The organism is Pseudomonas sp. CF161 (genome assembly GCF_000416215.1).
Classification (GTDB): Bacteria; Pseudomonadota; Gammaproteobacteria; order Pseudomonadales; family Pseudomonadaceae; genus Aquipseudomonas.
The window spans coordinates 1-12,994 of sequence record NZ_ATLP01000106.1; the positions used below are offsets into that span (position 1 = coordinate 1).

The 12,994-nt window shown below is 66.9% G+C and carries 12 protein-coding genes and 1 pseudogene; 4 read left to right on the forward strand and 9 right to left on the reverse strand.

The window, feature by feature from the left end:
- Both CF161_RS33270 and CF161_RS23580 read right to left on the reverse strand, forming a co-directional pair.
- Nucleotides 1-75: cobalt-precorrin-6A synthase (locus CF161_RS33270; RefSeq protein ID WP_020299134.1), on the reverse strand; the 75-nt coding region annotated here is incomplete at its 3' end.
- A 54-nt stretch (nucleotides 76-129) separates the two neighbouring features.
- On the reverse strand, nucleotides 130-1,335 hold the full coding sequence (locus tag CF161_RS23580; protein WP_020299135.1) for a bifunctional cobalt-precorrin-7 (C(5))-methyltransferase/cobalt-precorrin-6B (C(15))-methyltransferase: 1,206 nt from the start codon (nucleotides 1,333-1,335) through the stop codon (nucleotides 130-132).
- A gap of 146 nt (nucleotides 1,336-1,481) precedes the next feature.
- On the opposite strand from CF161_RS23580, the pseudogene cobG reads away from it, so the two are divergent.
- The 4 genes and pseudogenes from cobG to cobJ all read left to right on the forward strand — a co-directional run bounded on the left by cobG (nucleotide 1,482) and on the right by cobJ (nucleotide 5,828).
- Nucleotides 1,482-2,778: pseudogene (gene cobG, locus CF161_RS23585) on the forward strand (precorrin-3B synthase).
- A complete protein-coding gene (locus CF161_RS23590; RefSeq protein WP_020299136.1) occupies nucleotides 2,771-3,397 on the forward strand; it encodes a precorrin-8X methylmutase in 627 nt (208 codons plus the stop codon). The pseudogene cobG and the gene CF161_RS23590 overlap by 8 nt, the downstream one beginning before the upstream one ends.
- Nucleotides 3,397-4,128 (forward strand): precorrin-2 C(20)-methyltransferase, encoded by a 732-nt coding sequence (locus CF161_RS23595; protein WP_020299137.1) that lies wholly within the window; start codon nucleotides 3,397-3,399, stop codon nucleotides 4,126-4,128. The genes CF161_RS23590 and CF161_RS23595 overlap by 1 nt, the downstream gene beginning before the upstream one ends.
- Nucleotides 4,128-5,828, forward strand: coding sequence for a precorrin-3B C(17)-methyltransferase (gene cobJ, locus CF161_RS23600; protein ID WP_020299138.1), 1,701 nt, complete (start codon nucleotides 4,128-4,130; stop codon nucleotides 5,826-5,828). Before CF161_RS23595 ends, cobJ begins: the two co-directional genes overlap by 1 nt.
- A 2,422-nt stretch (nucleotides 5,829-8,250) precedes the next feature.
- Here the strand turns inward: cobJ and CF161_RS23605 are convergent.
- From CF161_RS23605 to CF161_RS23635, 7 genes are read right to left on the reverse strand one after another with little or no spacing between them, the layout of a single operon-like run.
- On the reverse strand, nucleotides 8,251-8,694 hold the full coding sequence (locus CF161_RS23605) for a hypothetical protein (RefSeq protein WP_020299139.1): 444 nt from the start codon (nucleotides 8,692-8,694) through the stop codon (nucleotides 8,251-8,253).
- Complete coding sequence (locus CF161_RS23610; RefSeq protein ID WP_020299140.1) at nucleotides 8,694-9,236, reverse strand: CPCC family cysteine-rich protein; 543 nt, start codon at nucleotides 9,234-9,236, stop codon at nucleotides 8,694-8,696. Before CF161_RS23610 ends, CF161_RS23605 begins: the two co-directional genes overlap by 1 nt.
- Nucleotides 9,237-9,261: 25 nt before the next feature.
- The gene (locus CF161_RS23615) at nucleotides 9,262-10,233 is read right to left on the reverse strand and encodes a tetratricopeptide repeat protein (RefSeq protein ID WP_156882730.1); all 972 of its coding nucleotides are present in this window, start codon (nucleotides 10,231-10,233) and stop codon (nucleotides 9,262-9,264) included.
- 57 nt (nucleotides 10,234-10,290) lie between these two features.
- Nucleotides 10,291-10,749 (reverse strand): hypothetical protein, encoded by a 459-nt coding sequence (locus CF161_RS23620; protein WP_020299142.1) that lies wholly within the window; start codon nucleotides 10,747-10,749, stop codon nucleotides 10,291-10,293.
- A gap of 38 nt (nucleotides 10,750-10,787) precedes the next feature.
- Nucleotides 10,788-11,456, reverse strand: coding sequence for a hypothetical protein (locus tag CF161_RS23625; protein ID WP_020299143.1), 669 nt, complete (start codon nucleotides 11,454-11,456; stop codon nucleotides 10,788-10,790).
- Between the two features lie 3 nt (nucleotides 11,457-11,459).
- Nucleotides 11,460-12,356, reverse strand: coding sequence for a hypothetical protein (locus tag CF161_RS23630; RefSeq protein ID WP_020299144.1), 897 nt, complete (start codon nucleotides 12,354-12,356; stop codon nucleotides 11,460-11,462).
- 33 nt (nucleotides 12,357-12,389) lie between these two features.
- The gene (locus tag CF161_RS23635) at nucleotides 12,390-12,986 is read right to left on the reverse strand and encodes a MarC family protein (RefSeq protein ID WP_020299145.1); all 597 of its coding nucleotides are present in this window, start codon (nucleotides 12,984-12,986) and stop codon (nucleotides 12,390-12,392) included.
- Between the last annotated feature and the right edge of the window lie 8 nt (nucleotides 12,987-12,994).

The following is a 12,994-nucleotide window of genomic DNA, read 5'->3' on the forward strand; positions in this document are numbered from 1 at the left end:
GGTGGCCGTGGCGCAGCTGCCAGTGGTCAGGCCGCTGCGCAGGGGCGCGGGCTGTTCGGCGGTTTCGTCACGCATCGCGCGCTCCCGGCTGTGGCTGGGCGCGGGCTGTTGCGCGTGGGCAATGCTGGCTCATAGCGGTTTGCCGAGGTCGAGCAGGGTGATCGGCAGCGCCTGGCGCCAGGTGTCGAAGTCGCCCAGGGGCTGGGCCTGGGCGATGTGGATGCGGGTCAACTCGCCGCCATGGCGTTCGCGCCAGGCCATCAGGGTCATTTCGCTTTGCAGGGTCACGGCATTGGCGATCAGCCGGCCACCGGGCTTGAGCTGCTCCCAGCAGGTTTGCAGCACACCCTCGCGGGTAACGCCGCCGCCGATGAAAATCGCATCCGGGCGCTCCAGCCCGGCCAGGGCCTGGGGCGCGCTGCCGCGAATCAGTTGCAGGCCGGGCACGCCCAGGGCGTCACGGTTGTGTTCGATCAGTTGCTGGCGCCCGGCATCGGCCTCGATGGCCAGGGCCCGGCAGCTGGGGTGAGCGCGCATCCACTCGATACCGATCGAGCCGCTGCCGGCGCCCACGTCCCACAGCAGTTCGCCGGGCACCGGTGCCAGGCGGGCGAGGGTGATGGCGCGGACATCGCGTTTGGTCAGTTGCCCGTCATGGGCAAAGGCCTCGTCCGGCAGCCCGGCCAGGCGTGACAGGCGCGGCGTGCCGGGTTCGGCCAGGCATTCGATGGCCAGCAGGTTGAGGTCGGCGTGGGGCGCATCGTTCCACTGGTTGGCAATGCCGTCGATCCGCCGTTCGGCCTCGCCTCCCAGGTGCTCGAAGACGCTGACGCGGCTGGGGCCAAAGCCCCGTTCGCGCAATAAGCGAGCCACCGCCGCCGGGCTCTGGCCATCGTTGCTCAACACCAGCAGGCGCACGCCGCTGAACAGCTGGGCACTGAGGGCGGCCACCGGGCGTGCCACCACCGACAGGGTCACCAGCTCTTGCAGCGGCCAGCCCAGGCGGGCAGCGGCCAGGGAGTAGGAAGAAGGCGCAGGCAGCACCTGCATTTCGCCCTCGGCCACCTGGCGCGCCAGGCTGGCGCCGACGCCGAACAGCATCGGGTCGCCGCTGGCCAGCACGCACACGGCGTCGCCGCGCCGGCCGAGCACCGGCTCCAGGGAAAACGGGCTGGGCCACAGCTGGCGTTCGCCGCGGATGCACACCGGCAATAAATCCAGTTGCCGCTGGCCGCCCACAATCCGCGAAGCGCCCATCAGGGCCCGACGGGCGTTTTTGCCCAGGCCCTTGAAGCCGTCTTCACCGATTCCCACTACCGTCAGCCAGGGCGACATCTCTATTCCTCAAAAGCAAAGCGCTTGAAACTGGAAGATCCGACGGGCAGGCTTTTCATGCCTTCGGACAAAGCAGGCATAATACCGCGCCTTCGCCCGCGAAGCGCCTTTCCCACCAGCCGGTTGCCCCTTTGAATCAACGCCCGATGTCCACTGCCTTACGCCCCTCGGCCTGCCCGGGGTTGCTGCGTATTGTCCCGGCGCTGGATGGCGGGATCTGCCGCATCAAGCTGGCCGGCGGCGCCATCAGCGCGGCCCAGGCCATGGCCGTGGCCCAGGCGGCCGAGCGTTATGCCGGCGGGGTGATCGAGGCCACCAACCGCGCCAACCTGCAAATCCGCGGCATTGGCGAGCAACAGTCGGCGCTGATCGCCGAGCTGCTGGCGGCCGGCCTCGGCCCCAGCACCGCCGCCGGCGACGATGTGCGCAACCTGATGCTCAGCCCGACGGCCGGTATCGACCCGCAGATGCTGATCGACACTCGCCCGCTGGCCGCAGAGATACTCGCCACCTTGCAAAACCACCCGCGCTTTCACCAGTTGTCGGCCAAGTTCGCCGTGCAGCTGGACGGCGGAGAAGCCCTGGCCATGCTCGACCATCACCACGACCTGTGGCTCTCGGCGTTCGCCGGGGTCGATGGCCCGTGCCTGGCGTTCGGCCTGGCCGGCTGCCCGGTGGACCCGCCCCTGGGCGCGGTGGCGCTGGAGCATGGGCACCGATTGCTGGTGGCGGTGCTGGAGCTGTTTCTTGACCTGGCGCGACCGGAGCAGACCCGCATGCGCCATCTGCTGGCCGACTATTCGCCGGCCGAGTTGCTGGCGCGCCTGGACCTGCCGCTGTTCGAAATCGAGGCCTGGGCCCGCCCGGCGACCCCGGCCGGTTTGCACATCGGCAGCCACCCCCAGGTCGGCGGCGGGCGGGTGTATGGCCGTGACCCCTCTGGGCCGGCTCGACCCCTCTATGCTGCGGGGCGCCGCCCGCCTGGCCAGTGAATGGGGTGACGGCACTCTGCGTTTCAGCCCCTGGCAGAGCCTGTTGCTGCCTAACGTGCGGGCCGAAGATGGGCCCGAGGTCAGTCGGCGCCTGGAGCAACTGGGGCTGCTGTGTGCGGCGGACCGGGCCCTGGCGCACCTGGTGGCCTGCACCGGCTCCAGCGGCTGCGGCAAGGGCCTGGCCGACACCAAGGGCGATGCCCTGCAACTGGCCGCGCTGCTGCAACGCCATGCCCGGACCCTGGAAGTGCACCTGTCAGGCTGCCCACGTTCCTGCGCCTGCGCCCATGTTGCGCCGGCCACCTTGCTGGCCGTTGGCCCCGGCCGCTACGACCTCTATTTACGCGATGCAGGGCAGCCGGGTTTCGGCGCCCTGCACGCACGCAACCTATCTATTGAAGCGGCAGGCGCATTGCTCGACGCCCGCCCACGGAGCAACCTTGATGCTTGATTACATCCGCGACGGTCAGGAGATCTATCGCAACTCCTTCGCCATTATTCGCGCGGAGGCTCGGCTCGACCGAATTCCGGCCGACCTGGAAAAACTCGCGGTGCGGGTGATCCACGCCTGCGGCATGGTCGATGCCATCGACGGCCTGGAGTTTTCCGAGGGCGCCGGCAAGGCCGGGCGTGATGCCCTGGCCGCGGGCGCGCCAATCCTGTGTGACGCGCGGATGGTTTCCGAGGGCGTGACCCGGGCTCGGCTGCCGGCCAACAATCAGGTGATCTGCACCCTGCGCGATGACAGCGTGCCGGAGCTGGCCCGCGAGCTGGGCAACACCCGCTCGGCGGCGGCCCTGGAGCTGTGGCGGCCGTACCTGGAGGGCAGCGTGGTGGTGATCGGCAATGCGCCCACCGCCTTGTTCTACCTGTTGGAAATGCTCGACGCCGGGGCGCCGAAACCGGCGCTGATCCTCGGCTTCCCGGTGGGGTTTGTCGGTGCTGCCGAATCCAAGGCGATGCTCGCCGCCGACAGCCGGGGCGTGCCCTTTGTCATCATGCAGGGGCGCCTGGGCGGTAGCGCCATGGCCGCCGCAGCGGTCAATGCCCTGGCCACGGAGGTCGAATAATGCAGCAGCCTGGACGTCTGATCGGCCTTGGCGTGGGCCCCGGTGACCCGGAACTGATTACCGTCAAAGCCCTGCGCCTGCTGCGCGAAGCGCCGGTGGTGGCGTACTTCGTGGCCAAGGGCAAAAAAGGCAACGCCTTCGGCATCATCGAAGCCCACCTGCAATCGGCCCAGACCTTGATGCCGCTGGTGTACCCGGTGACCACCGAAGTGCTGGAGGCGCCGCTGTCCTACGAACAGGTGATCAGCGACTTCTACGACAGCGCCGCCCAGGACCTGGCCCTGCACCTGGATGCCGGGCGCGACGTGGCGGTGATCTGCGAGGGCGACCCGTTCTTCTACGGCTCCTACATGTACCTGCACGACCGTCTGGCCGAGCGCTACCAGGCCGAAGTGGTGCCGGGCGTGTGCTCGATGCTGGGCGGCGCCTCGGTGCTGGGTGCGCCCCTGGTGTACCGCAACCAGAGCCTGTCGGTGCTTTCCGGCGTGCTGCCCCATGACGAACTCAAGCGGCGCCTGGCCGATGCCGATGCGGCGGTGGTGATGAAGCTGGGGCGCAACTTCCCCAAGGTGCGCCAGGTCCTGGAAGAACTGGGCCTGGCAGAGCGTGCGCTGTACGTCGAGCGCGCGACCATGGCCAACCAGAAAATCGTGCCCCTGGATGAGGTGGTGCCGATGTCGTCGCCGTACTTCTCGCTGATCATCGTTCCCGGCGAAAGGTGGCAAGGTTGATGGCCCGTTCAACACCGGCCATCGTCATCCTCGGCCAGGGCAGCCTCGCGACCGCCCGCAGGATCCAGCAGCTGTACCCGGACGCGCTGATCCACGGCCTGGCCGAACGGGTGGACGGTGCGGACCGTCCGTATCAGGATTTCGGCGCGACCCTGCGTCAGTTGTATCAACAGGACACGCCGATCATCGCCCTGTGCGCGGCCGGTATCGTGATCCGCACCCTGGCCCCGCTGCTGCTGGAAAAAGGCGCCGAGCCGCCAGTGCTGGCCGTCGCCGAAGACGGCAGCGCCGTGGTGCCGCTGCTCGGTGGCCTGGGCGGGGTCAATGTGCTGGCGCGGGAAATCGCCGCCGGGCTGGGCGTGGCGGCGGCCATTACCACCAGTGGCGAACTGCGTTTTGGCACCTGCCTGCTGAACCCGCCCAGCGGCTATGCCCTGGGGGACCTGGAGCTGGGCAAACGCTTTGTTTCCGACCTGCTGGGCGGTGAAAGCGTGCGCATCGAAGGTGCCGCGCCGTGGCTGGCCGAGGCCCGGTTGCCCGAGGATCAGCAAGCGCGCCTGAGCATTCATGTGGGCTCGGCCGAGCGTGAGCCGGCGGCCAATGAACTGCTGATCTACCCGCGCTGTGTGCTGGTGGCGTGCAGCGGCGCTGCGGATGAAAACCTCGCGGCGCAGATTCGCCAAGCGCTGCACCAGGCGCGAATCGCCGTGCAATCCGTGGCCTGCCTGCTGGCCGCGGACAGCGACATGGCCTGCCCGTCGCTGCGTGAGGCAGCCCTTGAACTGGGCGTGCCCCTGCGTTTTGCCCCGGCGGCAGAGAGTGTCAGCGCGCTGGCACAAAATGCAGTGCCGCAACTGCTGCCGCCGCTGGCCGTTGGCGAGGGGATTGCCATCGCCGTCGCCAACCAGCCGCTGGACCCCGAGCAGATCGGCCGTCCTCGCGGGCGGCTGGCGGTGATCGGCCTGGGCCCGGGTGCGGCCGAGTTGATGGTGCCGGCGGTGAAGGCCGAACTGGCGCGGGCCAACGACATTCTCGGCTACGAAACCTATGTGCGCATGGCCGGGCCGTTCCGTGCCGATCAGGTCATGCACTGCACCGACAACCGCGAAGAAATGCAGCGCGCCCGCCACGCTTTCGAACTGGCAGCCCAGGGCCGCTCAGTGGTGGTGGTGTCGTCCGGCGACCCGGGTGTGTTTGCCATGGCGGCGGCGGTGCTGGAGGCGCTGCACGAGTCTGCGGACCCGGCCTGGCATAACGTCGAGCTGGAAATGCTGCCGGGGGTTTCAGCCTCCCTGGCCACCGCGGCCCAGGCGGGGGCGCCGTTGGGGCATGACTTCTGCGTGCTGTCGCTGTCGGACAACCTCAAGCCGTGGGCGATCATCGAAAAACGCCTGGACCTGGCGTGCGAGGCCGATCTGGCATTGGCCTTCTACAACCCAATCTCCCGTTCGCGGCCCTGGCAATTGGGGCGGGCGCTGGAGATCGTGCGCGAGCACCGGACCCCGCAAACGCCGGTGGTGCTGGGGCGGGACATTGGCCGGCCGGGCCAGACCCTGCGCGTCATCACCCTGGGCGAATTGACGCCCGAGCAAGTGGATATGCGGACCATGGTGCTGGTGGGATCGTCGACGACCTGCACCTTTCCCAAAGCAGGCGGGGGCGAGTGGGTCTATACGCCGCGTTGGTACAAAAGCAGCTGAAAGTTACAAGCTGCAAGCGGCAAGCCTCTACCCGTTGCTGAAGGCTCGGGCCACGTTCAAACGCCGGCGATATTGCAGGTGTATTCATGGCGAGGGAGCTTGCTCCCGCTCGGCTGCGCAGCAGCCGTAAACCCTGCCACTCGGTTCTGCCTGAATGCACGCGGTGTCTGTTTTGGGGCCGCTTTGCGGCCCAGCGGGAGCAAGCTCCCTCGCCACCATGCTGTAGCCGCTGCCGAAGGCTGCGCTGGCCCTCTCATACGCCGGTGATGTCTCAGGTGTATCAGGTTGCTTTCTCGGGCCAGCGTCCGAACGCGCTCCGAGCCTATCGGCAGCGGCCCCCCGGTGGCGAGGGAGCTTGCTCCCGCTCGGCTGCGCAGCAGCCGTAAACCCTGCCACTCGGTTCTACCTGAATGCACGCAGTGCCTGTTTTGGAGCCGCTTTGCGGCCCAGCGGGAGCAAGCTCCCTCGCCACCATGCTGTAGCCGCTGCCGAAGGCTGCGCTGGCCCTCTCATCCGCCGGTGATGTCTTAGGTGTATCAGGTTGCTTTCTCGGGCGTCCGAACGCGCTCCGAGCCTATCGGCAGCGGACCCCCCGTGGCGAGGGAGCTTGCTCCCGCTCGGCTGCGCAGCAGCCGTAAACCCTGCCACTCGGTTCTACCTGAATGCACGCAGTGCCTGTTTTGGAGCCGCTTTGCGGCCCAGCGGGAGCAAGCTCCCTCGCCACCATGCTGTAGCCGCTGCCGAAGGCTGCGCTGCTGTCTGAGTACACGCGGTGCCTGTTTTGGGGCCGCTTTGCGGCCCAGCGGGAGCAAGCGCCCTCACCACCATGCTGTAGCCGCTGCCGAAGGCTGTGCTGGCCCTCTCATACGCCGGTGATGCCTCAGGTGTATCAGGTTGCTTTCTCGGGCCAGCGTCCGAACGCGCTCCGAGCCTATCGGCAGCGGCCCCCCGGTGGCGAGGGAGCTTGCTCCCGCTCGGCTGCGCAGCAGCCGTAAACCCTGCCACTCGGTTCTGCCTGAATGCACGCGGTGTCTGTTTTGGGGCCGCTTTGCGGCCCAGCGGGAGCAAGCGCCCTCACCACCATGCTGTAGCCGCTGCCGAAGGCTGTGCTGGCCCTCTCATACGCCGGTGATGCCTCAGGTGTATCAGGTTGCTTTCTCGGGCCAGCGTCCGAACGCGCTCCGAGCCTATCGGCAGCGGCCCCCCGGTGGCGAGGGAGCTTGCTCCCGCTCGGCTGCGCAGCAGCCGTAAACCCTGCCACTCGGTTCTGCCTGAATGCACGCGGTGTCTGTTTTGGGGCCGCTTTGCGGCCCAGCGGGAGCAAGCGCCCTCACCACCATGCTGTAGCCGCTGCCGAAGGCTGTGCTGGCCCTCTCATACGCCGGTGATGCCTCAGGTGTATCAGGTTGCTTTCTCGGGCCAGCGTCCGAACGCGCTCCGAGCCTATCGGCAGCGGCCCCCCGGTGGCGAGGGAGCTTGCTCCCGCTCGGCTGCGCAGCAGCCGTAAACCCTGCCACTCGGTTCTACCTGAATGCACGCAGTGCCTGTTTTGGAGCCGCTTTGCGGCCCAGCGGGAGCAAGCTCCCTCGCCACCATGCTGTAGCCGCTGCCGAAGGCTGCGCTGGCCCTCTCATTCGCCGGTAATATCTCAGGTGTATCAGGTTGCTTTCTCGGGCGTCCGACCGCGCCCCGAGCCTATCGGCAGCGGACCCCCGTGGCGAGGGAGCTTGCTCCCGCTCGGCTGCGCAGCAGCCGTAAACCCCGCCAGCCGGTTCTACCTGAATGCACGCAGTGTCTGTTTTGGGGCCGCTTTGCGGCCCAGCGGGAGCAAGCGCCCTCACCACCATGCTGTAGCCGCTGCCGAAGGCTGTGCTGGCCCTCTCATACGCCGGTGATGCCTCAGGTGTATCAGGTTGCTTTCTCGGGCCAGCGTCCGAACGCGCTCCGAGCCTATCGGCAGCGGCCCCCCGGTGGCGAGGGAGCTTGCTCCCGCTCGGCTGCGGCCCTCACCACCATGCTGTAGCCGCTGCCGAAGGCTGTGCTGGCCCTCTCATACGCCGGTGATGCCTCAGGTGTATCAGGTTGCTTTCTCGGGCCAGCGTCCGAACGCGCTCCGAGCCTATCGGCAGCGGCCCCCCGGTGGCGAGGGAGCTTGCTCCCGCTCGGCTGCGCAGCAGCCGTAAACCCTGCCAGCCGGTTTTGCCTGAGTACACGCGGTGTCTGTTTTGGGGCCGCTTTGCGGCCCAGCGCGAGCAAGCGCCCTCGCCACAGAGATGTTCCCGGTCACGGTCTTGATTGCCCGGTGTTCGGGGTAGGGGCGATCAGGATTTGATTCATTTCGCCAACGCGGCCCATTTGCCGTGGCGTATCGCAAGTTGACGGACCATGAGTAGAACCGGCCGCTCATCTCAGGGCGGCGGTTTTAGTCTTCCTCTTCTTCGGCCGTAAGCAGCCAGGTGATGAATTCAAAGAAACCGCTCCATCTGGCCGGGATGCGGCCGGCGGTGAAGTCTTCCCAGTGGGCCAGGTCGAAGTCCCAGACGCCGCCGCTGTCTTTGTCCAGCAGGTAGCCGCCTTCGCCTTGCAGTGAGGTGAAGGCGACGAAGTTCTGCGGCAGCTCCCACACCTCGTGGATGAACTCGGTGCCCATGAGGACTTCTTCAGTGGGCTCGGCGATGTCACAGAGCATTTCGTAGCTGGCCCGGCTTTTGAACTCGCTGGGGTAGCACGTCAGGTAGACCTGGGCGAATTCGCTGTCGAGGGCGATGCCCAGCGTGTTCAGGGCCTGGGTGGCTTTGGCGATGTCGGTGCGGGGTTGATAGTCGGGTTGTGCTTCGAGCAAGGCGACCAGGTGCGGCGGCATCATCAGCGGTCCTCGGCGGGGCGTGGCCATTTATCCAGGGGCAAATCCCCTTGCTGGCGGGCGAAATGTTCCCGGGCCTGGGCCAGGGTCATGTGGTTCGGCCCGCTATACATATCCGGCGCCTGGCTGCCGTCATCTTCCCAATGGCACAGGTCGCAGATCTCATACTCGGCCCGTGCGCCCAGGGTCAGATAACCGCAGCAGGGGCAAGCCAGCAACGGCTCGACGGGCCCCTCGACCCGATGCTCTGCGCCCCCGGCCTCTGCCAGGCAGCGGCTGAGGTAGCGGGCGGTGACGCCGTGGTACTGCGCCCGCAGGGCGAGCAGCAGTAACGGGTCGTAGCACCGGTCTTGCGCATCTGCGGGTGGCTCGGGTTGGTCGAGCATCAGCTGGCGCAGTGTGGGCGGCAGCCCGGCACACTCGGGATGCTCGTCAGCCAGGCCCCACCAGTCCAGCAGCAGCTCGGCGCGCGCGCGCGGGTCCAGGGCCAGCAGGCGCTGGCGGCTCAGGCGGTCGATGGCGACGGGGCGGGTCAAGGTGGACATGGCGGCGGGTGCTCCGGGCCGAGGTTCAGTAGCCATAGATCGGGTTGTAGTAGGACAGCGGCGGGTGGGTTTGTTCCCAGCCCTTGGCGAAGACCAGGCCTTGCTCGATTTGCGCCGGGGTCATCTTCGCGGCGATTTCCTCCAGGGTCAGCTTGGCTTCCCGGGGCGAGTTGCCGCCGCCTTCCAGGTGGGCCACCAGGTAGGTCAGGCCGTAGGCCTTGACCAGGTCATGGGGATGGCCGAAGCGGTTGGGCTGCTCGGACAATTCGCTGGCGTAGGTGGCCACCGAGTCGATGTGTCCCCCCTCGGCGGCCTGTTCGAGCCAGTGGCCGATTTCCCGGGTGTCGCCGTTGTTGTCGTACAGCAGGCTGGCATACAGGAACATGCCCTTGGGGTTGCCGCCCTCGGCCGAGGCCTTGTACCACTTGCGGGCGGCCATTTCGCCTAGGGCGGGAATCACGTACCAGCCACCGCCGTCCTTGTAGATCCCCGCCAGCCATTCCTGCGCGCGGCTGTCCCCGGCCTCGGCGGCCATTTGCAGCCAGCCCAGGTCATGGCGCGTGATAAACAGCACGGTCATGGCCTCGGTATCGCCCTGTTGTGCGCGGGCATAGGCCTGCTCGGTGGCGACCTTGCGCCATTGCACATCGTTTTCGCCGTCGCAGTCGCCCAGGTATTGGCAAAAGTCATCGGCGTTGCCCAGGCGCAGCATGGCGTACAGATGGCCCTGGCGCGCGGCCGCTTCGTACCATTTGCGGGCTTGCGGCGTGCTGTAGCGGTTGCTCAGGCGCAGGGCCTCGCCCAGGTAGTACTGGGCTTGCGCATCGCCAGCTTCAGCGGCGGTTTGGAGCAGCGGTTGCGAGTCATACCAGTCACTTTGCTGGTACAGGGCAATGCCCTTGTCCCGGGCGCTTTGCTGTGCGGGAGTCAGTTGGGCCAGGGCCGGCCCGGACAGGGCGAGGGTCAGCAGGACGGTGCTTCTCAGAAACTTGATCAAACGCGGTTTTTCCATGGGGCGGTGTGTTTATTGCCTGAGCGTGAGCCGGCCGGGCCCTCAGTCGTTGGGCCAGGTCAGGGTCAATTGGTCGGGGCGGTCGACAGGGATCCGGGCGATGACGCCGCAGGTGGAGTGGGCATGCACAGTCCCGTCGTGGAGTTCAATCCGGCTGAAGGGGTTGGTGTCGCGCAACACCAGCAACCAGATCAGCCGACCCGATTGCTTGTCTTGCAGCGCCACAAAACCATCGCCACCATAGGCGGCGCATTCACCGCCCCTGGCCTGAAACGGCTGCGGGCCGTCGGCGGCCGTGCCCAGGGTCGCCAGGCAATCGCAGGTTTCCTGGGCACGGTAATCCAGGGCCGGCAGCCACACCTTGTTGGTCAGGTGGGGGTGTTGATCAGGCAGGTCGAACAGGCAGTAAAAGCCATTGCCCAGGGTCAGGCTGTTTTCCCGGGGGTAGGCTTCATCCCGCCATTGTTCCTGGATAAAAGCCATGTCGGCGCTGTACGGCATTGAGGTTCCTTGATCCATCAGGAGCGGCATGGGGGGCTCTATAGGCTCGGCACCAGCAAGAAGCCGGAGTAGTAGGCGCAATGCCCGGGGTAGCCGGGGCGTGCATCGCAGGGCTTGAGGCAACCCTGGGCGCCGCCGGGGAAGCGCGCCGCCACCGACATGGCAAAGCCGTAGGTCGGGGTGGTTACCGCAAAGCTGTTATCGCACGCGGCCTTGGTGGTGTAGGTGAAGGTCATGGCCTCGCGCCGGCCGTTGTGGGCAAAGGCCACTTCGAAGCTGTTGAGGCTTTTCCAGCCGGACAGTGGCAGCACCACAAAGCGATAGCGGGTGCTGTCCAGGCGCTGGCCCATGACCCGCAGCGAGCGGGTCGAGGAGTCGGTCTTGGGCGAGGGGTAGGGCAAGGCCAGCAGCGCCCGAGGGTCGCCGAGCACACCCAGCTCGAAGCCGATGCCCTTCTGGTAGAACGGAATCTCGATGTTCGGGTAACCCTCGATCTTCACGTAGCGGCTGGGCGCGTAAGGCCCCGAGGTGTCGGGCTTGTAGTCCGGCGCCTGGGCAAAAGTCACCTCAAGCTCCAGCACCGCGTCGGCGGCCTTGGCGTCTTCGCTGCGAATATCGCTGGGCTGCTCGCTGCTGTGGCTGACGCAGCCGGCCAGCAGCACGCTGCAGGTGAGCGGCAGCAGGCGTTGCAATAGAGAGGTCGGCATCACTCAGTGCTCCGTCTTGAGAGGGCTGGAGGTCAGGCCCAGGCCCTTGAGTTGCCAGGTCCCTTGTACCTGCTGCCAGCTGAATTGGCGGCCCACCCACTCCACTTCGAGGGCGCGTTGCAGGCGCCTCTGGTCGATCCGCCGGCCCTCGCCCAGGGCCTTGCGGGCGCGGGCGCTGGCTTCTTCGTACAGCGGCCAGAGCTGGCTCAGGTTCAGTTCCTTGCTGATCGGCAGTTGGGCGTAGACGCCTTTTTCCGTCGAACTGAGCAGCAAACCCTCCTTGGCCAGGAACGCCGCGCTGCGGTTATCCGGCGCCACCGAGACCAGCATCCCGTAGTGGGAAAAGCCCCAGCCCGGCAGGCGCTCGTCAAACCACAGGACCTGCCCGGTCGAGGGCACAAAGGCCCGCGCGCCCTCGGGAAACAGCAACAGGTCGCTGCGCCCGGCCTGGGCCTGGCCCCAGTCGGGTTCGTCGCGGCTTTTCACCGGGCTGAGGATGCGCGCCAGGGGCGTGTCGTTCTGCACCGCGATCACCACCGTGCCGACGCCCATCCATTCAATGGTGGTCGCCAGCAGCACCGGCTGGCCATTCTGGATCGCGCCGGTGGGGCGCACATCGGTGATCTGCCAGGCGTTCAGCGGCCGATAGGGCCGGCCCTTGTAGGCGATTTCCAGGGTGCTGATGGACGACTTGCCGCGAGACACCTGGAAGTCGCCAAACTGCTCGCTGTAGCCGCTGAGGTAGTCGAGTTTGGCCGTGGCGCCGGGTGTTGCCGGGTCGGCGGCGAAGCTCGGCGCCGCCATCAGCATCAGCAGGCAGGCCGCCAGCAGCGGTCGTGGCCGCGTCACAAAGGGCTGGCGCGTCGAGGTGGAGTCCTTGCTGCGAGGTCTCTGAAGCATGTGCATTCCATTGCCTGTGAGTGCATGAGGGCGCTATGGCACCAGGTAGCCACGAACCCCGGTAAAGATGATCTGCGCTGCCAGGGCGCAGACGAACAGCCCCATCAGCCGGCTGACGATCTGCAAGCCTTGCTCGCCGAGAATGCGTTCGATGCGGTTTGACAGGTAGAGCACCACGCCGACGGTAAAACTGGCCAGGGCGATGCTGAGGATGGCGGTGAGTTTGTCGTCCCAGTGCGGCTGGCTGACCCCCATTACCAGCAGCGCACCGATGGTGCCGGGGCCGACGGTCAGGGGGATGGTCAGCGGGACGATGGTCACGTCCTGTTGCACGTTGTCGGTCTGCACGGCGGACTTGCCCTGGGCCATGCCCAGCGCCGAGATGAACAGCACGCTGCCGGCGCCGATGCGAAAGGCGTCGACGGTAATCCCGAACACACTGAAGATCACGCGCCCGAACAGGTAAAGCAGCACGCTGGAGACCAGGGTCGCCAGGGCCACTTTCCAGGCCAGGCGCCGCCGCTCCTTGCTGGAGTAACCACGGGTCAGGCTGATAAAGCAGGACAGGACGAAGAAGGGGCTATAGAGCACCAGCATCTTCAGGTAAACGCTGAACAGCACGTGGAGCATGGTGGAAG

Excerpts from the sequence above, each read along its gene's own strand:
- CF161_RS23605 (WP_020299139.1), bottom strand. The coding sequence starts at position 8,694 with ATGATGCCGCCGCACCTGGTCGCCTTGCTCGAAGCACAACCCGACTAT.
- CF161_RS23580 (WP_020299135.1), bottom strand. The coding sequence starts at position 1,335 with ATGTCGCCCTGGCTGACGGTAGTGGGAATCGGTGAAGACGGCTTCAAG.
- CF161_RS23630 (WP_020299144.1), bottom strand. The coding sequence starts at position 12,356 with ATGCTTCAGAGACCTCGCAGCAAGGACTCCACCTCGACGCGCCAGCCC.
- CF161_RS23595 (WP_020299137.1), top strand. The coding sequence starts at position 3,397 with ATGCAGCAGCCTGGACGTCTGATCGGCCTTGGCGTGGGCCCCGGTGAC.
- cobJ (WP_020299138.1), top strand. The coding sequence starts at position 4,128 with ATGGCCCGTTCAACACCGGCCATCGTCATCCTCGGCCAGGGCAGCCTC.
- CF161_RS23610 (WP_020299140.1), bottom strand. The coding sequence starts at position 9,236 with ATGTCCACCTTGACCCGCCCCGTCGCCATCGACCGCCTGAGCCGCCAG.
- CF161_RS23620 (WP_020299142.1), bottom strand. The coding sequence starts at position 10,749 with ATGCCGTACAGCGCCGACATGGCTTTTATCCAGGAACAATGGCGGGAT.
- CF161_RS23625 (WP_020299143.1), bottom strand. The coding sequence starts at position 11,456 with ATGCCGACCTCTCTATTGCAACGCCTGCTGCCGCTCACCTGCAGCGTG.
- CF161_RS23590 (WP_020299136.1), top strand. The coding sequence starts at position 2,771 with ATGCTTGATTACATCCGCGACGGTCAGGAGATCTATCGCAACTCCTTC.
- CF161_RS23635 (WP_020299145.1), bottom strand. The coding sequence starts at position 12,986 with ATGCTCCACGTGCTGTTCAGCGTTTACCTGAAGATGCTGGTGCTCTAT.